We start from the raw sequence: 18,942 nt of genomic DNA on the forward strand, positions 1-18,942 counted from the left end.
AATGCAGACATCTAATATTATTGAAAAACTAAGCTATGAGGAAATCTTTTCGAGAATGAAGGAAGAATTGGTCCGTAGAGATGAAACCTTTTCAGCGTTAGTAGAATCCGATCCAGCAATAAAGATTCTGGAGGTAGCAGCATGGCGAGAACTTCTGCTCAGAGAAAGAATAAACGAAGCAATAAAAAGTAATTTATTTAAATTTGCGACAGGAGAAGATCTTGATAATTTGGCTGAATTTTATGGAGTAGAGAGAGAAAAAGAAGAAGATGATGAACGATTTAGAAAAAGAATCAAAGCAAAAATAAAGGGGTGGTCAACAGGAGGAAATTATCGTTATCATGCACTTTCGGCAGATAGAAGAGTAAAGGATGCGCTAGTAGAATCACCTATACCAGGGAAAGTACAAATTTCAATCTTATCAACAGAATTATCCACAACTGGCATAGTGTTAGAAGAGCTACTAGAAATTGTAAAAAAGCAGGTTACTAGGGATGATATAAGTGTTTTAACAGATACGATAACAGTAATTGGTTGCAATATTACGGAAATAGATATTCACAGCAGAATGAGCATAAATCCTGTAATATCAGAGGAAGAAATCAAGAAGCAGTTTATTAAGAAGTTTGAAGCAAATAGAAGACTGGGATGGAATGTTACAAGATCATGGATAATAGCAAATCTATTTGTAGAGGGTGTAGAAAATGTGGAATTAATCGAGCCAAGAGAGGATGTTATGGTGCTAGGTAACGAGTGTGCAAATTTGAGAAATTTAAAGATTGAGTTGAATTAATGTTACTGCCACCAAACGCAACAAAGCAAGAGCAAGCATTGGTTGATGCAACAGATTATAAGGTTGATCCAAGCTGTATAAGAGGGTTTAAATTTAGATTAGAAGAAGAAACATTGCCGTGGTTGATTGAGGAATATGGTTTAGAAGAGATACTGCGTTGGGTAAAAGATAGAAGAAAAGCCGTAATAGAAGGAGTAAAATTTCAAAGACTGAGAGGAACTCCAGCATCACTAAAAATAGCACTAAAATGGGCAAATATAGAAGATATTAAAATTATCGAAGAACCACCTGGTAAACATTTTTTTGAGTTGCAAGTAGGGATAAAAGATGTTCCAAATGACTTCTTCGTAGATGCAGTAGTAGAGCTGGCAAAACTATCACTGCCTGTAAGATCCAGATTGATGAGGATTTTTAACGATTATTATAATGCGCAGAGATTTATATTGGATGAGAGTTTATTTGGAGATCTTCTTTCTGATTATTCAGGGGTAAAAATAGAAAAAGATGGACCAGTGTTATCATTTGGAAGAGTAAATTTTTTCAGGTCTAGTGGTCCAGTTATTAGGATTATAGAAAACTATCTACGCGATCATTATGAACGAGCTTTAAGCAATGATATATATCGCCTAGATGTAGCAATCCTTGGAGAAACCGAGCCTCACACAAAGAATTATAACGGTATTTATGAAAGAAATCATTTGTGGTACAACTTAAAAGCACTATATCCATTACCACAGAGTTTATTACCATCGATTAAATTTGCAAAAGCGCAGATAGTATTATCAGACAGTTGGGATTTAGGAGACATAAATACGTGCTTTCCAGTTAGTAGCGTAGAAGAAAGAGGAAATAAATTTGTATTGGGAAGCGATAAACTTTCAGGGCAATATTGGAATTTAAAACACAAGCCAATTTTAGAAAGATTTAGCGTTACTCACAACTATAAAGTAGAAAATTATACAGATCAGAAGGTCAGAAAATATGTTTTAGCAGAACACAACATTTACTATAAAAACGATTTAGAGCAAAAAGATTCAATACACGAATTAGAAAATTACATTTTAGTATTTTATCCAGGAGTACTGAAGTGGCACGAACATCGACATTTGCACAGAAGTTGGAAAAGTAGTCAAGTAATATCTCTAATAAGCTAAGCATTTATATTTAGATCCTCATATATTATATTAATAATAGGTAAAAGTGTATGAAATAAAAAGAAAAAGACTTGCTTTCTTATGCTAAAATAGACATGACTTGAATAGCAGCAGGTAAATATAAGAAATTTATCTGACGCTAGAAAAGCTAATTTTGTGAGGTATGAAATGAGTTTTAGCAAGAGTAAGTTTTTTAAAGAAGTATCAAGTAACGATATTAATAAAAGAAATGAAGAAGGAGAGACGATATTGCACCAAGCAGTAGAAATCTCCGATTACACAACAGTGAGGTTATTAATAAAAAAAGGGGCAGAGGTTAATGCAAGAGATAAAAATGGTTATACACCTCTGCACTGTGCAGTATTCGCAAAAAGTTTAGAAAATGTAAAAGTGCTGCTAAGAGAAGGAGCAGAAGTAAATGCCACTCAATATGTCACTGGATGTACGCCACTCCACTCTGCGTGCAAAGGAGCAGGAGTTGAAATAATAAAAGAGCTAGTAAAAGCAGGAGCTGAAGTTAATCAACTGAATAAGTACGGCGCAACGCCAATGTATTACATCTGGGAAAGTGAAAAGTATCGTCTATGTGATAGCAAAGAGAGTGAAAAGGCGAGTAAATTTTTGAGAGAAAAAGGAGGAATAACAAAAAGTAGAGAACTGACGTGCTATGGAATAGAGGGGCTAGTGGGAGAAATAGCAGACATGTTGAATGGAAGCTACATGCCGGAGCTAAAAATAATAGAGATAGGAGAAATAAGGAAGAGAGACAAATCGCTAATAAAGAAAGAATGTCAAAATTTAGCAAGCAAGATAATCAGCCAAGTGAATGCAATGATAGATGAGGTGGTAAAAAGGAAGGCTTAGGTTTAAAGAAAAGGTGGGGTAAGTTATGGTAAAGCTGGGTAAAAAAGATGAGTCACTATTAGAGAACTCGTTTAAAAATATTTATGAAAGAGACGAAAAAGGAAGAACAGCTCTACATTATGCAGTAGAGGTAAAAATAGTGAGGTTATTAATCGAAAAAGGAGTAGATGTGAATGCAGCAGATGTAAGAGGACATACAGCACTGCATCTAGCGATAACGGAGAAGCGTCTAGAAACAGTTAGAGAATTGATAAAATCAGGAGGGAATGTAAATGCTGAAGAGTATGGCAATAAATGCACTCCGCTGCATCTTGCATGTATGGTAGGAGAAAAAGAAATAGTGGAGGAGCTAGTAAAAGCAGGGGCTGAAATAGAGCAAGCAGATAAATTTGGAATAACAGCGATGGATTATGCAAAAAATAGCAAAGAAATAGCCGAGGTATTAAAGAAGGAAACAGAGAAAATGGAAAGTTTGTTAAAAAAATAAGAGTCGTATCAGAAAGCGCAACAGCAGTTGGCAAAGGAAGGGCTAGACCAAATTTGAAGGCTGTAGCTGATAAAAGTTGGTCTTTTTCATAAGAATAAATGGATTGATGGAAAAAAGGAGTGGTAAGGCTCCTTGCACTACAAAAACATTTGCAGGAGAAACTATGAGAAAAAGAACATTAACTTGCCGATACGAGCCAGATGAATTAGCGGAACAACATCTAGCAGACGCCTATGAGCTGTTACTAAGGTATGCGGTAAAAAGAAACAATGAAAAGGAGATAAAGAAAAATGATAACAGTGGCCTTATATGCAAGAGTTTCATCGAAGAGTCAAGCGCAGAACAATACAATAGAGAGTCAAATTGCCGAGCTCAAGCATAGAATTGCTGCAGATAAGCATGAGTTATTGAATGAGTATGAATTTAAGGATGATGGGCTTAGTGGGTGGAGTTTAGAACGTGAAGGTTTAGATGCATTACGTGATAAAGTAGGAGAAGATCAAATTGATAAAATTTATATTCATTCACCTGACCGACTATCAAGAAAATCTGCACATCAAATGATACTACTTGATGAATTTGAAAAAGCAGGAGTAGAAGTAATATTCTTAAATCATAAGACTGAAAATAATCCAGAGTCTAAATTGTTATTGGGAATGCAAGGATTAGTGGCAGAATATGAGTGTACAAAGATTATGGAACGTAGTCGTAGGGGAAAACTCCATAGAGCAAAAAAAGGCTGTGTAAGTGTAATTGGTATTGCACCTTTTGGTTATAATCGTATAAAGCATGTAGATAGAGAAAAGACAAAGTTTGAAATAAATGAAGAGGAAGCAAAAATAGTAAAGCAGATATTCATGTGGGTAGGGCAAGAGAGAATAAGTATAAGGGAAGTGATACGTAGACTAAGAGATAAGTCAATTAGAACAAGAACTGGAAAGAAGGTGTGGTGTCCAATAATAATTTGGAAGGTATTAAGAAATCCAGCATATAAAGGACAAGCAGCGTTTGGTAAATTAAAGAGGGTTGAAAAAAGAGAAAGAAATAAACAAAAGGTTTCTATCTGTCGCACAGATGAGGACAGCTGGATTTATATACCAGTACCAAAAATAGTTGATGAAGGGTTATTTAATAAAGTACAAAAGCAACTGGATGAAAATAGAAAAAGAGCAAGGATGCAGAGAGAGGGAGGAAAAAAGAAATATCTATTACAAGGTCTAGTTGTGTGTCAAAACTGTGGATATGCGTATAGTGGTGCACAATGTGGAGTTGAGGGAAAAAAGTTTAGCTATTATCGCTGTAGTAGTACTATACGTATTACTGATGGTAGGGAGAAGTGTACTAATAAATTGGTCCGTACAGATATGTTAGAAACAGCTATATGGGAAAAGGTGAAAAATTTACTAAAAAACCCAGAGATAATAAAAAATGAGTATCACCGTAGAATTGCAGAAAATAAAAATGATGAATCATCAGATAAGAAGCTTGCAAGAAGAGAAAATCAAATAAAACAAGGCATCGAAAAGTTAATGGAAGACTATTATAGTCAAGAAAATGTAGGAGATAAAGGATATATAAGTGAGGAAGAATTTAAACAGACGATGAAAAGAATGAGGGAACGCTTAAGAGGGATAGAAGAAGAGAAGAAAAAGGTAGTTGATCAAAAAGCGATAGAGAAGGGAATGAACCTTATCATCAACAGTATAAAGAGTCTTTATTCCAGTGTAAAATCTAATTTGGAACAGCTAGATTGGCAAACTAAGCGTGGCATCATTAAAGCATTAGTAGAACGAATTCAGATTGGTTATGATCAGGTAGAAGTGGCGTTTAGAATAGAAGAACCAGCACAGGATGGAGAGATTTTTAATTTGCAACATTGTACTGGACGTCATGGCAAGGGAGTTGGGGGAATTTGTAAAGTAATCTTTTTCGTTTGTATTCCCTTATGCTTGAGATAACTGCATGCAGGTTCATGGATCTCTTTACTCTTTAATTTCGATGAATTCCCTTTGAAGTTGAATATTGAAAATTAACTGGAGAATTGTGAATTACTTTGTATATGTGATAACAAGCCATGGCGCTCTCAGCAAAGCCATTTAGTATCAATTTTAGTTTGCCTGGATAAGTAGCTATATCTCCGATTGCATATATTCTATCTCTACTGGTTCTAAGTGTAGCTGGGTCGACAGTTATGCGGCCATGTTCTAACTCTATACCCCAACTGTTTATTGGCCCAAGATTCATTGACAATCCAAAAAATGGCAGCAAAAAATCAGCGGATATTTCTTTTTCTTCCTTAGAGGCAATGTTTTTTACTATCACTGCGCTCAACTGCCCATTACCTACTGCTAGTTCGTGTAATTGATATGGCACTACCAGTTCTATCTTTCCATTATTTTCAAGTGATTCTAATTTATTTCTAGTTTCAGGAGTGCAGCGAAATTCCTTTCTCCTATGTATCACATAAATTTTCTTTGCAACTTTAGAAAGTTCTACAGTCCAATCAGCCGCAGAATCCCCCCCCCCTGCAATGACTATAGTTTTGTCCTGAAAATCAGAAATTTTATTTACATTATAAAATACAGATTTATTTTCATATTCTAATATACCACTTAAGGGTGGACGGTTAGGTTCAAACATTCCGTTACCTGCAGCAATGATAACGGCTTTGCATTTTACCTCTGTACCTATGTTCGTTATGATAGTAAAGTTTTCACCTTCGTTATTTGAAATCTTTTCCACTTTTTGACTTAAATGGTAAACAGGCTCAAACGGTGAAGCTTGCTCCATTAGTCGCTCAATTAATTTTTGGGCAGTAATTACAGGATAACCAGGTATATCATATATTGGCTTTTCTGAGTAAAGAGATGTGCATTGTCCTCCTGCTTGATCCAAAACATCTATTACATGACATCTCATATCAAGCATTCCCGCTTGAAAAGCAGTGAATATTCCAACAGGCCCTGCACCTATTATTACGATATCGGTTTCCATATTCAGATGGTGATCTATTTATAGATATTAGCTTTCTTTGCTAACAAGGTCAATTTACAAAGGGATGTATTTTTAAAAGATGTAGCTAGATTAGATAAGATTTACAGCGTTACGAACCATCTAAATAAGCTCTAAAAATTAACTAACATTTTAAATCTGAGAAGTAAGTGCGGACGGAATGGGATTCGAACCCATGGTACGTTTCCGTACGTCAGTTTTCAAGACTGGTGCCTTAAACCGCTCGGCCATCCGTCCACCTCTTTTTTACCACAATATTTAATTTCAAGCAATCTATAAAAATCTTACTTGCCTACACAAAAGCTACTAAACACACTATCCAATATTTCCTCAACATTAATAATTCCAATTACTGCACCAAGTTCAAATGCAGCAAGCCTCAAATCTTCAGATATTAACTCAATTGGATTATCAATATTAAAACGTTGTAAATGCTCCAGTGTTTTCTGCATGTGAATCCTATGTCTTTGCCGAGTAATTACAGGAGTGTCTCTATCATGCCCAAATTTTTCCTCTACTTTCTCTTTAATTACAGAGATTAGTCTTTCTGTACCTATTCCTTTTAAAATAGAAACAGGTAAAAAATCTATACTGTTAATTTTTATGCTGTGGTCATTGATAATATCATCGGCTTTGCTCAGCACGTAAATGGTGTTACTATTTTCAACACTGCAATCGATTGCATGACGCTGTTTGAAGGGAAATAGCTCTATTCTCAAATTAGCTTCAAGGGATCTTTTTCTTGCCCGACTTATACCTTTTGATTCTACCGGATCTGAACTTTCATGAATGCCAGCAGTATCAGAAAGGATAACTGGATATCCGGCAACGTCAATATGGGCCTCGAGTATATCCCTTGTTGTACCTGCATATTCAGAAATAATAGCAATATCACGCTTGGCCAAAAAATTAAACAGCGTTGATTTACCAACATTTGGTTTACCAGTTATTACAACGTGTAAACCCTCACGCAACCTTTCGCCTCGTCTATTATCATTTAGGTGCTCTTGTATTGATTGCACAAGAGTTTTCACTTCATTATTAATTTTTTCCAACTCATTTTTTTCTGCCAAAATATCTTCTGGAAAGTCTATATATGCTTCGATTTTGGATTGTATCGTTATTAATTTCTGCTTCCAACTGCTATATAGCCTCTCCAATTCTCCTGATATCTGCTTAATCGCTTGTTTAGCTTGCATTTTTGTCTCAGCATCAATTAAGTCTGCAATCCCTTCTATTTGCGTTAAGTCAAATTTACCATTTAGAAAAGCCCTAAGTGAGAATTCCCCAGGCCTGGCCATAACGAAAATTTTTGATAATTCCTCCAAGATTATTTTTATAATTGCCTTGCTTCCATGCATTTGTAACTCTATAACATCCTCGCCAGTGAAGCTGTTTGGGGCAGGAAAATAAATAATTATTCCATTGTCTATCAATTGATTGGAACCATCATATAAGTCAACTAAAGTAGCAAGCCTTGGTTTAACTTCTTTCTTAATGTTAAAATGATTTAAAGCTTTAAGTGCATCGTTACCTGAAATTCTAATTACTGCAACTCCTGACTTACCAAATACAGTTGATAAGGCAAAGATAGTTTCATTTTTGTTTGTCATTAATTTATATACACTACTTAGCAATTTAAAATACTTAATCTAAAAAATTTTTACTTATTTTGCTAATTTATGTTAATGAAGTATTAGTAAATATATTGTATAGAAAAACCGTCAGGTAAAAATATTTATTTTGAAAACTGATAATATGATTTATAATCATGAATACGGGTTTTAAACATTTTATGCTCAAGAAATTAGCTTGGTATTGGTCATTTATAGAGTTGATTAAAGGGTTTGTTATTACATTAAAATATATGTTTAAGCCAAAGGTTACTTTGAGATATCCTATGGAGAAGGGCCCGTTAAGTCCAAGGTTTCGTGGTGAGCATGCGTTGCGTAGGTATCCAAACGGTGAAGAGCGCTGCATAGCTTGTAAATTATGTGAAGTTATCTGCCCTGCCCAAGCAATAGTTATCGAAGCAGAGGAAAAAGAAGACGGAAGTCGTCGCACTACACGTTATGATATTGATATGACAAAATGTATATATTGTGGGCTTTGCCAGGAAGCATGTCCTGTTGATGCAATTGTGGAGGGTCCTAACTTTGAATTTGCTACTGAAACAAGAGAAGAGCTAATGTACAATAAGGAAAAATTATTGCGTAATGGTGAAGTTTGGGAAGACGCAATTGCACTCAGGTTAAAAAAAAATAGACCTTATTATTAATGTTCAGAGCTTATAACCCTGTTATCCATTATGATTTAGGGGCAGTGCCCACCAGGGGTGGTGTCATCCCAGTGCTTGACACTGGGATCTATCTTATTTTCATCATGGACATTATTTTAACATATGTTCCTAGAATCTGTTGTCCATTGCATAACTTGCGAATATTTTTATACTTAGATCCCAGTGTCAGCTACTCGGATGACATCATAGGGGGCACTGGAATGAACACCAGATATTGGCTTTTACTGATTATACAGGAGGTATGACAAATGATAAAAGTCACTTTTTCAACTGAACAAAAAGTAGAGAAATATAGCTGTAAGGTTACCGATTTTAATATACTACAACCAGAGGTTTTAAAGGAAGCAGTTGCTTTAAAGATCAATGGTGAGCTATATGACCTCTCACATGAAATTGAATCTGATACAGAGATAGAGGTAATACAACTGAGTGACGAAGCGGGTTTAGATATAATAAGGCATGATGCTGCTCATATAATGGCGCAGGCAGTAAAAGAGCTCTTTCCTAATACTCAGATTACTATCGGGCCAACAATTCAAGATGGTTTCTACTATGATTTTGCTACAGATCGTGCCTTTACCACGGACGATCTTACTGCAATAGAAAAAAAAATGAAGGAAATTATAAAAAGTAACCACAGATTCGTCCGAGAAGTTTGGACTCGTAAGCAGGCAATTGATTTCTTTAGTGATATAGGTGAAAGATACAAGGTTGATATTGTCTCATCAATACCAGAAAACGAAAACCTAACTGTTTATAAACAAGGCAACTTTGTAGACCTATGTCGTGGTCCGCACTCACCATCAACTGGCAGAGTTAAAGCGTTTAAACTTATGAAAGTAGCAGGTGCATACTGGCGTGGCGATTCTAAGGGCCCAATGTTGCAAAGAATATATGGCACCGCGTGGAGAAATAAGGATGAATTAAATACTTATCTTAAACGTCTGGAGGAAGCAGAAAAACGCGACCACCGCAAAATTGCTAAGGATATGGACTTATTTCACATTCAAGAGGAAGCTGTTGGGCAGATTTTTTGGCATGAACAGGGATATACTTTATATAATGTTCTTGAGTCTTACATCAGAAAAAAGTTAATGAACAATGGCTACTTTGAGGTAAAAACACCTATTTTAGTAAGCAAAGAGCTGTGGGAAAAATCGGGACATTGGGATAAGTTTCGTGAAAATATGTTCATTATTGATGAATCTGAAAGTAAAAAGCTAGCAATAAAACCCATGAATTGCCCTTGTCATGTGCAGATTTTTAATTCTCACACCAGAAGCTATCGTGATTTACCGATACGTATGGCAGAGTTTGGCACATGCCATAGAAATGAAAGCTCAGGCTCATTGCATGGAATGATGCGAGTGCGTGGTTTTACGCAAGACGATGCACATATTTTTTGTATGGAAAAACAAGTGAATTCTGAAACTGTAAAGTTTTGTGACCTTTTAAAAGAAGTATATTCAGAACTTGGGTTCAATGAAATTTCTGTGAAATTTTCAGACCGTCCAGATACTAGATCAGGTAATGATGAAGTGTGGGATAGAGCTGAAAGAGCACTGCTTGAAGCAGTTAAAGAAGCAGGGCTTAGTTATGAACTTAATCCTGGTGAAGGTGCATTTTATGGTCCAAAGTTAGAGTTTGTTTTGAAAGATGCAATAGGTAGAAATTGGCAATGTGGAACGTTGCAAGTTGATTTTATTTTACCGGAGCGGCTTGGAGCTTTTTATATAGGAGCAGACGGACAAAAGCACCATCCTGTTATGCTACATAGAGCAATTCTTGGAACTTTTGAACGTTTTATTGGGATTTTGATAGAAAATTATGCAGGAAAATTTCCAATTTGGCTTGCTCCAACGCAACTTGCTATTCTGACCATTATAAATGAAGCTGATGGTTATGCTACTGAAATCAGCAATATTTTAAAAGAACAAGGTGTTAGAATTAAGACCGATTTGACCAATGAAAAAATTAGTTATAAGATACGCTTGCATAGTTCAAATAAGGTACCTATATTATGGGTTATAGGTAAAAATGAGATCATCAATAGAACTGTGTCAGTGAGAAATTTAGGGTCAGAAGAACAAGAGTCTTTTCCTTTGGAAAAGGCTACTGAGTTGCTTTTAAAAAGTATTAATTTGAGTTAAGGGAGAAAAACTTGCAAGTTCAAAAGAATAATAAAAACAAAATTAATGAATTCATCACAGCTAAGGAAGTACGCTTAGTTGATCATAATGGTGAAATGGTTGGAATTGTGCCATTAAGACAAGCTTTGGAAGTTGCACAAGGTGTCAATTTAGACTTGGTAGAAATTGCACCTGATTCAACTCCTCCAGTATGTAAAATACTCGACTACAGTAAACAAAAATATGATGCAAAAAAGAAGGCAAGCGAGGCAAAAAAGAAACAAAGAGCATTAACTATAAAGGAAATTAAGCTGGGCCCCAATATTGATAATCATGACTATGAAACAAAATTGCGTCAAACAAGAGATTTTCTTATATCTGGGCATAAAATCAAGTGCACAATGAAATTTAGAGGTAGAGAGCTTATAAATACTGAGGTTGGAGTGGAAAAATTAGAACGGCTAATTCGAGACACTGAAGATATTGCAAAGGTAGAGCTAGCGCCTAAAAGGGAAGGAAATCAATATTTTCTAACTCTGGTTGCTAAGTAGTAAAACGACTTAAAAGTGTAAGTTAAGTTACTGCCCTATCTTCAATTACATGACGAAAATGTCTGATTAGCCCTTGCACTGGCCAAGCTGCAGCATCGCCAAGCGCACAAATTGTATGTCCTTCTATTTGAGTTGTAAGGTCAAGTAGCTTATCTACTTCACCAGGTTTAATATTTCCTGCTACCATTCTTCTCATAATTCTCCACATCCATCCAGTACCTTCACGACATGGTGTACATTGCCCACAGGACTCATGCATATAGAAATGTGATAATCTTTCTATTGCAGCTATTATGTCAGTTGATTTATCCATCACTATCACAGCAGCAGTACCAAGCCCTGATTGTACAGCTCTCAATGAATCAAAATCCATTTCAATAGTATCGCATATAGATTTTGGAATTAATGGTACTGAAGACCCACCAGGTATTACAGCAAGTAAGTTATCCCAACCTCCTCGCACTCCACCTGCATATTTTTCAATTAATTTACGTAGTGAAATTCCTAGCTCTTCTTCAACATTACATGGATTATTTACATGCCCTGAAATACAAAAGACCTTAGTGCCAGTATTATTTGGTTTACCAAGAGATGCAAACCACTCTCCTCCGCGATTTAGGATATCTGGAACCATAGATATAGTTTCAACGTTGTTTATTGTAGTGGGGCAGCCAAAAAGTCCAACACCTGCGGGAAATGGAGGTTTCATGCGAGGAAAGCCCTTTTTTCCTTCAATGGATTCGAGTTGAGCTGTTTCTTCCCCACATATGTAAGCTCCTGCACCCCTATGGATAAACACATCAAGATCATAACCTGACTTGCAGGCATTTTTTCCAATTAAGTTTTCTTTATAGGCTTCCTCAAGTGCTTTTTTTAGAACTAAATGTTCATTATAAAATTCACCCCTGATATAAATATACGCAGCTGATGCGCTGATCGCTCTGCCAGCCAGAAGAATTCCCTCAAGTAGCTTGTGTGGCTCATATCGTAATATGTTTCTGTCTTTACATGTACCAGGTTCTGACTCATCTGCATTGACTACTAAATATGCTTTTGGAGGATTTTTAGGCATAAAGCTCCACTTAAGGCCAGTAGAAAATCCTGCACCCCCTCGACCTCTCAAGCCAGATTTCTTTACTTCATCAATGATTTTTTCTGATCCTAAATCCAGTAATTCCTTTGTTTTTTGCCAACTACCACGTTTTTTTGCACCCTCAAGTAGTGGTGTTTCTTTACCATTTAAGTTTGTGAATATTTTGTCCTGTTCTTTTAGCATGCTTTTAAGATTCTAAGTGATCCCGACGCGATTCGAACGCGTGACCCACTGATTAAAAGTCAGTTGCTCTACCGGCTGAGCTACGGGATCATTTTATTTTTCAGCTATACTAAACAGTAATATAGTTTTTATCCATTTTAATCAAACTAAAATTTCCATGTGTGGTTAAATAAATTATATAATGTACTGTATTAGTGATAATTTAATTAAAAATTTTTGAAGGAAAACTTCTTGTTAATTCAAAGATTCATTTGGTAAAGCTGACGTACAACTCTAAAAAGATAGAGAATTATACATAAATGCAGAATTTGTGCACTATTTAGCAATAGCCTCACAAATAAATATTTCTTGCATTTCAGCCTGAGTGATTTATGCTTTAAGCAAAAGTTGGGGGCATAGCTCAGCTGGTAGAGCATCTGTTTTGCACGCAGAAGGTCAGCGGTTCGATCCCGCTTGCCTCCACCAAACCAAACAGAGAAAAAGGGAGGTGAGCTCAGTTGGTAGAGCATCTCGTTTACACCGAGGAGGTCGTCACTGTCATCACCCACTCAATGGAGAGTTTTTAGCCAAAATTTAAAATACAAAAATACGCTAAACACCGTTCAAATAAACACGGTATTTCACTTCAAATGTTTACCCATTAAAAACCCCATATTTTTACATAATCTATTAACAATACTCTCTATTTCTCTACAATATAGGGTATTTTTCAACAATTTAGAGAAAATCATAGAGTAAACAAGTTAATAAAAGAATTTAATTTGACAGTAGAGAGAGGTTTGTTTTGAAAAATATTTAAATTATGTCTTTTTATAGTTCACTTTGCTGATAATGAGCAATTTTCTTGGAAATAGGTTAAGCCATCTTTTACTATTGTTTAATTGCTAATATTATAATATTAAATGATCATGTGAGGCGTAAAATGGATGTTAAAGCAAACTATGCAGAAATTACTAAACGTATTGCAGCGTATTTAGTTGATCAAACAATATTCCTAGTCTGTTGTTCATTCTTTTTTTTATTAATTTCATTTATATTACCAGAAGAATCTCTTACTGGCTTTTTTAATTATGTCTTTTCTGATACCGACACTGATACTGGCCTTATATCAGAACGACATGAAATACTAGGAGACCTAGGTACATTATTAGATAGTTTAGTATATATATCATTAGAAGTATTAATGATAATAAGACTTGGTTGGACTCCAGGAAAATTGCTATTTGGTATATACATAAAGGATATAAACACACTTAAAAACTCTACTTTGATGCAGGTGGTGATAAGAAGCACTCTTAAGACGCTTTTGTTTTTACCTGTCTATTACATTTCTGAGTGGTTTTTAATTTTACCAATATTGATCCTAATACCTGCAATATTTGATAAACACAAGCAGTTCTTTCATGATAAAATTGCAAACACAGTAGTGATAGATCATAAACCTGAAGAATGTCACTTAAATTTAAACTATGTGGGAATAACTAGACGTGTCGTAGCACATATTATTGACGGTCTTACTATTATGGGAACTTCTTTAATCTGTTTGATTTTTGTAGGAGTGATTTTTCACATTGCTGGATTTAAATTATTCATTACACGTAGTTGCTTATCTTTTTTGCTATCAATAGTATTCGGAGTATTCATGATAAGAAGATTTGGTGGTACTACAGGACAATTGTTATGCGGCATTCATATAAAAGATGCAAACACACTTGAAAATGTCACTTTAGTGCAAGCGATAATCAGGCATACCCCGTTTGCAGTTATTCGCTTTCCTATACTGATCACAAGGAGGGAAATTTTTAATAAGTATACTTCTGAATGGTGGCTTGATCCCTTATCAGGCTTAATCTTGATAACCATAATATTAATTTTTATATGTGGAATATTTGACCGACGTAAGCAATTCCTTCACGATAAAATTGCAAAAACAGTGGCTGTAAAAAAAAGCAGAAGTAATAGTGATAAATAAACCTACAGGCTAATTCAGGATTTTATTTTTGCTATTCAATTTCTGATCTGTATAAAATTTACTTGAAAAAATTGTTGGCACTAGAAATACCTATGTCATAAGTAAGGCTAAATTGGATATTACATAAGTTATTTACAACTATTTAGCTTAATGGTGAAGACAATTTTTAGTTGTACTTTGGGAGGATGAAATGGGTATAGGTCAGGAACGATTAGCTGGTACTACATCTATAAAAGACAATACTGTTCAGTTGTTACGGTCTAGCAGAGGTCTTAGTGATAAAATTAATTGTGCAGAAGTAAGTAGCTCCATATATGATATTATCGCCGGAAATCAGAAGGATGATGCACGTAAACTTCTTAGTTTATCGCTAAAAGCAGGGAAATTCTTATTAAATAATAATTTGGGTGGGTTTGTAAATGCTCTTCGCAAGTATATTACTGAGGAGCTTATAGATAATTTCATAGAGCAGCTTATCGAAAAATATACAACTGAAGAACAACGTAAGGCTTTTATACGAGAGGTTTGTGAAATTGTTTTAAATCCTTTTCCTGAGCTCAGGGTTGCACAGAAGTTTTCTCAGGTATTAAATAAAGAACATGTTACAGAGAAATTGGAGGAACAGCATGTTACAGAACTACCACAAACTACTGAGGGTCAGCAAGTTACAGAAGTATCACAGGTTACAGAAAAGCAACAGAATACGAAAAAACAACAAGTGATGAATGAAGATGGTGATACAGCTTTACACTTAGCTGCTATGAAAGATGATTTAAATACAGTGAAGTATCTTGTAGAGAAAGGAGTTGATGTTGATGTTAAAAATAAATATGGTGCTACTCCCTTACATGCTGCTTCTATACGTGGCAATTTAGAGATAGCACAATTTTTACTTGACCATGGTGCTGATGTTAATGCTCAAGCTATAAATGGTCTTACGCCTTTAAACTGGGCTACCATACACGATCACCTAGCAATGGTAAAATTACTTCTTGATCACTGCGCAGATGTTAACATTCAAGAGAGTGAAAGTTATGCAGAACATAGTTTTGGTTATGGACGCACACCCTTAATGTCAGCTGTTGTAGCTTGTAATACAGAGATAGCAAGGCTTTTACTTGATAATGGTGCTGATGTTAGTATTAAAGGTCGCGGTTTAACAGCATTGGATTTTGCTAATACTAACAAAGATAAATGCCCAGAAATGTTAGTTTTATTGAAAGAGGTTAATATTAAAATAGTGATAGCAGAAGTCATTGCACATTTACTATGGCAACAAGCAGTGCAACAAAACCTTCTTTTTTTGTTAGTAGTATGTTGAATTCGATAGGAGCTTCAACTACTGCTGCACTCAGTGGCATATTCCAAGGCACTCCTGCTTTACCTTTTGCACAACAGTCCATTACCTATTCAGGTGAAAACTCAATCAATTCTTCACAGGTTGGTTTTGGTGGAATGGCTTTTTTAGCTGATGTGGCAATTAGAAAGTTCACTGGGCAAAAGTATTCAAGGCCACTCGATGATTCGCTTTTGACACTGGAGCAAATTAAAGAAAGAAGGCTTAGCGCTATAGAAAAAGATGTCAAAATGGCAATTAGTAAATTTGAAAAGCTTGATCAGTGTCCTAGGAGCTCGCTAAGCAACACAACGATATCTAAAGGCATGGATTATCAAAAATCCTTTTAATTCTATCTGAGAAGGCTTTGTTAAATAGCTACTTGTGAAAATGTAGGTGTAGAAAACTCAAAATGTACTGTAAGCTATATGCTCAACGCAGAGAAATGGCAGGAGAGTTTAGAAATATCTAGTTAATAATTTATAGATTCTTCTAAAGAAATTATCTTGTTTTTTATTGGCGGACGGCTTGTTTAAACCCGTAAAATTTCTCCCTTTGCTCACTCCACAGCATCGGTATTTCTCTTAAATCAACTAACTTCAAATCTCTTGGCTGCCTCCCATTTACTATATCTTCTTTAATTTTTGGTGCTAAATAATTCAACCTTAAAATTTGCTGTATACGTCTTGTACCTATATTAATTTTGGCACTCAGCTCTTTCACACTTTCGTATTTTCCTTCTTCCAGTTGCCGTTTCCACGAATGTGCTCTTACCACTGCTTTCAGTAGCACATTGTTTGTTTTTCCTTCTGGTTCTACTACTGTGCATTTATTTCCTTTCTTCTTTATTGGTATAAATTCTACCTTATTCTCTGAACTCACCTCTATCCCCTCTCCTTTTACCATTACTCCTTTTATTAGCTTTTTCACTACTTCTTTCTGCTTTCCAAAACTTAAATTTTTCCACTCTTCTGCTTTTTCTTTCCATTTTTCATATAAATCTTCCGCTTTCTTCATCACTTCTTTTTCCACTTCTCCAGCTACTATAGTCTTGTTTATTGATTCACAATTCTTTCCCCTTAAGTGGTTATTACATACGTAGTATCGATACCTTTTATTCTCTTTTTTTGAGTATGTCAGCGTCATGTTTACTTTGCAGCATCTGCATCTTATCATACCCTTTAGCAGCGCTTCCTCATATTTTGCTTTTCTATATGGCTGATTCTTTATCAATTCCTGTGCTTTTTGCCATTTTTCTTCCTCTATTATTGCTTCATGCTTTCCTTCATACTCTTTCTCATAATGCCTGATTTTTCCCATATATATTGGGTTTGTTACTATCCTTCTCACTGTTGCTTTTTTAAAGATATCTGATTTTGTTCTGTAACCCTGACTATTTAGCTCCCTTGCCAATTCTGCCATTGACTTCAGCTCTACATACCTTTCAAATATATGCTTTACTGTCTTTGCTTCTTTCTCATTTATCATTAATTCTTTATCTTTTACATTATACCCAAGCGGCAAAGTTCCCGGAGAGTAGACCGGCGGAACTTCCCCAGCCAGTCTCTCGCAAAACTGTACGTAAATCTCTCGATTTATACAGCTTCCATTATTCAGCCTTTTGACCTAACCCTACTGTCCAGTGGTAGAAAGTCTTTGGATTCTCTTCTTTTATTTTTCCTAGAAGTTGCCTTGCTAGTCTTTTTCCAAGTTTCGGATATTTCTTTCTTGTCCACTTTTCTAGATGTTGCTCTACATTGTTAAGAGGTTTATACACCTCCGATTGGTAAAACCTGCCATAGTACTGATACCAGCCTCTGACTATTGGATTTACTTTCTTTGATATCTCCTCTAATGTTATGTGTGTTTTTCGTAGTATTTTCCATGACCTTATGGTTGTAGTAATCTTTTTCTTAACCTTATTGCTAATTGCTGGAAGAAATGCAACGAAATATTTCCCTATCTTGCTCTTTGCTTTTCTAGGTCTAAAAGTATATCCTAGGTAATCAAAGCTTTGTGTAGGAAACATATTCTTCCTGTTGCCATCCTTACAATACACAATTTGTGTTTTATCAGGATGTAACTTTAGCTTATATTTGGCTAATCTTTCTTCGATCATTACTCTCATAAATTCTGCCTGTTTTTGCGTCTTGCAGTGCACTATTGCATCATCTACATACCTCTCAAATGGTACTGTAGGGTAGTTCTGTTTCATCCATATATCAAATACGTGATGCATGAATATATTCGAAATGATTGGGCTAACTGAACCTCCTTGCGGAACTCCCTTTTCCCTAACTACCTTACTGCCATCTTCTAGCTGAATAGCGGCTTTCATCCACCTTTCAACATACAGTATGATCCATTTGCAGTTTGTATGCTTCTTGATAGCTTGCAATGCCAACTCGTGATCCAAATTGTCGAAAAACCCGGATATATCTAGATCTATCGTCCAATCATACCTCCAGCATCTTTTCCTTGCAGTATCTACCGCATCCAGTGCTGATTTATTTGGTCTATAACCATATGAATCTTCATGGAATTTTGGCTCTACTAGCAGCTCAAGATACATAGAAGCAGCCGTTTGCCCTATCCTGTCGAATACTGAAGGAACACCTAAAATTCTTTGTCCCCCTCCCGTATCTTTCGGTATTGCTACAGCTTTTACAGGCTCTGGAAAATAACTTCCTGATGACATCCGATTCCATAGTTTGTACAGATTATCCTTCAGGTTCTCTTCAAACTTTGTTATCGATACCTCATCCACACCAGCCGCACCTTTATTTTTCGATACTTGTTTATAAGCCCTCCAAATAAGTTGCTTTGGTATATCAAAAGACTTTGTTTTATTCATTAACTCCTCCCTTTCGGTTGATACATAATTAAAACTGAATAACTCAGCTCCTTCGCTCCCTTTCCATTACAGAAACTTCTTCACTACTACAAGCTGATCCGCCCCTGTTCTTCGCATCGGTACTCTCATCCTTGAAGTTTAGCTTCTTGGATTTCTCCCTTGTCATCGAAACGACAGGTTCCCGCAGTTCTACACAATAGCCTATAATAGTTTTC

Annotated in this window: 16 protein-coding genes, 3 tRNA genes and 1 pseudogene; 13 read left to right on the forward strand and 7 right to left on the reverse strand. The window is 35.6% G+C overall.

Features of this window, described 5'->3' with window-relative positions; translation table 11 throughout:
* Window position 1: 1 nt before the first annotated feature.
* The 6 genes from ONG78_RS02200 to ONG78_RS02225 all read left to right on the forward strand — a co-directional run bounded on the left by ONG78_RS02200 (window position 2) and on the right by ONG78_RS02225 (window position 5,256).
* On the forward strand, window positions 2-793 hold the full coding sequence (locus ONG78_RS02200) for a baseplate assembly protein (RefSeq protein ID WP_019236392.1): 792 nt from the start codon (window positions 2-4) through the stop codon (window positions 791-793).
* The gene (locus tag ONG78_RS02205) at window positions 793-1,947 is read left to right on the forward strand and encodes a phage tail protein (RefSeq protein ID WP_262986670.1); all 1,155 of its coding nucleotides are present in this window, start codon (window positions 793-795) and stop codon (window positions 1,945-1,947) included. Before ONG78_RS02200 ends, ONG78_RS02205 begins: the two co-directional genes overlap by 1 nt.
* 168 nt (window positions 1,948-2,115) lie before the next feature.
* On the forward strand, window positions 2,116-2,811 hold the full coding sequence (locus ONG78_RS02210; RefSeq protein WP_019236389.1) for an ankyrin repeat domain-containing protein: 696 nt from the start codon (window positions 2,116-2,118) through the stop codon (window positions 2,809-2,811).
* 25 nt (window positions 2,812-2,836) lie between these two features.
* Window positions 2,837-3,298: an ankyrin repeat domain-containing protein gene (locus tag ONG78_RS02215; protein ID WP_262986671.1), complete on the forward strand. Its 462-nt coding sequence runs from the start codon at window positions 2,837-2,839 to the stop codon at window positions 3,296-3,298.
* A gap of 106 nt (window positions 3,299-3,404) precedes the next feature.
* A complete protein-coding gene (locus ONG78_RS02220; RefSeq protein WP_017532679.1) occupies window positions 3,405-3,680 on the forward strand; it encodes a hypothetical protein in 276 nt (91 codons plus the stop codon).
* Window positions 3,589-5,256, forward strand: coding sequence for a recombinase family protein (locus tag ONG78_RS02225; protein ID WP_264377567.1), 1,668 nt, complete (start codon window positions 3,589-3,591; stop codon window positions 5,254-5,256). The genes ONG78_RS02220 and ONG78_RS02225 overlap by 92 nt, the downstream gene beginning before the upstream one ends.
* 31 nt (window positions 5,257-5,287) lie before the next feature.
* Here the strand turns inward: ONG78_RS02225 and ONG78_RS02230 are convergent, their stop codons facing one another.
* The 3 genes from ONG78_RS02230 to mnmE form a co-directional block, all read right to left on the reverse strand.
* Entirely contained in the window at window positions 5,288-6,292 is a 1,005-nt protein-coding gene (locus tag ONG78_RS02230; RefSeq protein WP_264377568.1) for an NAD(P)/FAD-dependent oxidoreductase, read from the reverse strand.
* A 170-nt stretch (window positions 6,293-6,462) separates the two neighbouring features.
* Window positions 6,463-6,547: transfer RNA gene (locus tag ONG78_RS02235), tRNA-Ser, on the reverse strand.
* Between the two features lie 47 nt (window positions 6,548-6,594).
* Window positions 6,595-7,923 (reverse strand): tRNA uridine-5-carboxymethylaminomethyl(34) synthesis GTPase MnmE, encoded by a 1,329-nt coding sequence (mnmE, locus tag ONG78_RS02240; RefSeq protein WP_264377569.1) that lies wholly within the window; start codon window positions 7,921-7,923, stop codon window positions 6,595-6,597.
* Window positions 7,924-8,105: 182 nt separating this feature from the next.
* Between mnmE and nuoI the strand changes: the two genes are divergently transcribed.
* The 3 genes from nuoI to infC all read left to right on the forward strand — a co-directional run bounded on the left by nuoI (window position 8,106) and on the right by infC (window position 11,289).
* Window positions 8,106-8,588: an NADH-quinone oxidoreductase subunit NuoI gene (gene nuoI, locus ONG78_RS02245; RefSeq protein WP_264374802.1), complete on the forward strand. Its 483-nt coding sequence runs from the start codon at window positions 8,106-8,108 to the stop codon at window positions 8,586-8,588.
* A 269-nt stretch (window positions 8,589-8,857) separates the two neighbouring features.
* Window positions 8,858-10,759 (forward strand): threonine--tRNA ligase, encoded by a 1,902-nt coding sequence (thrS, locus tag ONG78_RS02250; RefSeq protein WP_264374502.1) that lies wholly within the window; start codon window positions 8,858-8,860, stop codon window positions 10,757-10,759.
* 11 nt (window positions 10,760-10,770) lie between these two features.
* Window positions 10,771-11,289 carry a translation initiation factor IF-3 gene (gene infC, locus ONG78_RS02255; protein WP_010404127.1) on the forward strand — a complete coding sequence of 173 codons (519 nt, stop codon included), beginning with the start codon at window positions 10,771-10,773 and terminating at the stop codon, window positions 11,287-11,289.
* A gap of 22 nt (window positions 11,290-11,311) precedes the next feature.
* On the opposite strand, the gene nuoF is transcribed toward infC, so the two are convergent.
* Together nuoF and ONG78_RS02265 are read right to left on the reverse strand one after the other, a co-directional pair.
* A complete protein-coding gene (gene nuoF, locus ONG78_RS02260) occupies window positions 11,312-12,565 on the reverse strand; it encodes an NADH-quinone oxidoreductase subunit NuoF (RefSeq protein ID WP_264374503.1) in 1,254 nt (417 codons plus the stop codon).
* Between the two features lie 17 nt (window positions 12,566-12,582).
* A tRNA-Lys gene (locus ONG78_RS02265) sits at window positions 12,583-12,655 on the reverse strand.
* A gap of 299 nt (window positions 12,656-12,954) precedes the next feature.
* Here ONG78_RS02265 and ONG78_RS02270 point away from each other — a divergent pair.
* The 4 genes from ONG78_RS02270 (at window position 12,955) to ONG78_RS02285 (ending at window position 16,223) form a co-directional block, all read left to right on the forward strand.
* Window positions 12,955-13,030: transfer RNA gene (locus ONG78_RS02270), tRNA-Ala, on the forward strand.
* Between the two features lie 457 nt (window positions 13,031-13,487).
* On the forward strand, window positions 13,488-14,537 hold the full coding sequence (locus ONG78_RS02275; RefSeq protein ID WP_264377570.1) for an RDD family protein: 1,050 nt from the start codon (window positions 13,488-13,490) through the stop codon (window positions 14,535-14,537).
* Between the two features lie 190 nt (window positions 14,538-14,727).
* Window positions 14,728-15,858 (forward strand): ankyrin repeat domain-containing protein, encoded by a 1,131-nt coding sequence (locus tag ONG78_RS02280; RefSeq protein WP_264377571.1) that lies wholly within the window; start codon window positions 14,728-14,730, stop codon window positions 15,856-15,858.
* Window positions 15,852-16,223: a hypothetical protein gene (locus ONG78_RS02285; protein WP_264377572.1), complete on the forward strand. Its 372-nt coding sequence runs from the start codon at window positions 15,852-15,854 to the stop codon at window positions 16,221-16,223. Before ONG78_RS02280 ends, ONG78_RS02285 begins: the two co-directional genes overlap by 7 nt.
* 163 nt (window positions 16,224-16,386) lie before the next feature.
* Here the strand turns inward: ONG78_RS02285 and ONG78_RS02290 are convergent.
* Both ONG78_RS02290 and ltrA read right to left on the reverse strand, forming a co-directional pair.
* Window positions 16,387-17,406, reverse strand: a pseudogene (locus ONG78_RS02290) (recombinase family protein); the annotation flags it as partial.
* 76 nt (window positions 17,407-17,482) lie between these two features.
* Entirely contained in the window at window positions 17,483-18,727 is a 1,245-nt protein-coding gene (gene ltrA / locus ONG78_RS02295) for a group II intron reverse transcriptase/maturase (RefSeq protein ID WP_264377174.1), read from the reverse strand.
* Window positions 18,728-18,942 lie beyond the last annotated feature (215 nt).

The sequence above is a fragment of the Wolbachia endosymbiont (group B) of Philonthus cognatus genome (assembly GCF_947179345.1).
GTDB lineage: Bacteria > Pseudomonadota > Alphaproteobacteria > Rickettsiales > Anaplasmataceae > Wolbachia.

Coding starts and splice junctions, on each gene's coding strand:
- ONG78_RS02285 (WP_264377572.1), top strand. CDS start 15,852: ATGTTGAATTCGATAGGAGCTTCAACTACTGCTGCACTCAGTGGCATA.
- nuoI (WP_264374802.1), top strand. CDS start 8,106: ATGCTCAAGAAATTAGCTTGGTATTGGTCATTTATAGAGTTGATTAAA.
- ONG78_RS02230 (WP_264377568.1), bottom strand. CDS start 6,292: ATGGAAACCGATATCGTAATAATAGGTGCAGGGCCTGTTGGAATATTC.
- ONG78_RS02200 (WP_019236392.1), top strand. CDS start 2: ATGCAGACATCTAATATTATTGAAAAACTAAGCTATGAGGAAATCTTT.
- ONG78_RS02225 (WP_264377567.1), top strand. CDS start 3,589: ATGATAACAGTGGCCTTATATGCAAGAGTTTCATCGAAGAGTCAAGCG.
- thrS (WP_264374502.1), top strand. CDS start 8,858: ATGATAAAAGTCACTTTTTCAACTGAACAAAAAGTAGAGAAATATAGC.
- ONG78_RS02210 (WP_019236389.1), top strand. CDS start 2,116: ATGAGTTTTAGCAAGAGTAAGTTTTTTAAAGAAGTATCAAGTAACGAT.
- ONG78_RS02220 (WP_017532679.1), top strand. CDS start 3,405: ATGGAAAAAAGGAGTGGTAAGGCTCCTTGCACTACAAAAACATTTGCA.
- ONG78_RS02275 (WP_264377570.1), top strand. CDS start 13,488: ATGGATGTTAAAGCAAACTATGCAGAAATTACTAAACGTATTGCAGCG.
- ONG78_RS02215 (WP_262986671.1), top strand. CDS start 2,837: ATGGTAAAGCTGGGTAAAAAAGATGAGTCACTATTAGAGAACTCGTTT.
- ltrA (WP_264377174.1), bottom strand. CDS start 18,727: ATGAATAAAACAAAGTCTTTTGATATACCAAAGCAACTTATTTGGAGG.
- mnmE (WP_264377569.1), bottom strand. CDS start 7,923: ATGACAAACAAAAATGAAACTATCTTTGCCTTATCAACTGTATTTGGT.
- ONG78_RS02205 (WP_262986670.1), top strand. CDS start 793: ATGTTACTGCCACCAAACGCAACAAAGCAAGAGCAAGCATTGGTTGAT.
- ONG78_RS02280 (WP_264377571.1), top strand. CDS start 14,728: ATGGGTATAGGTCAGGAACGATTAGCTGGTACTACATCTATAAAAGAC.
- nuoF (WP_264374503.1), bottom strand. CDS start 12,565: ATGCTAAAAGAACAGGACAAAATATTCACAAACTTAAATGGTAAAGAA.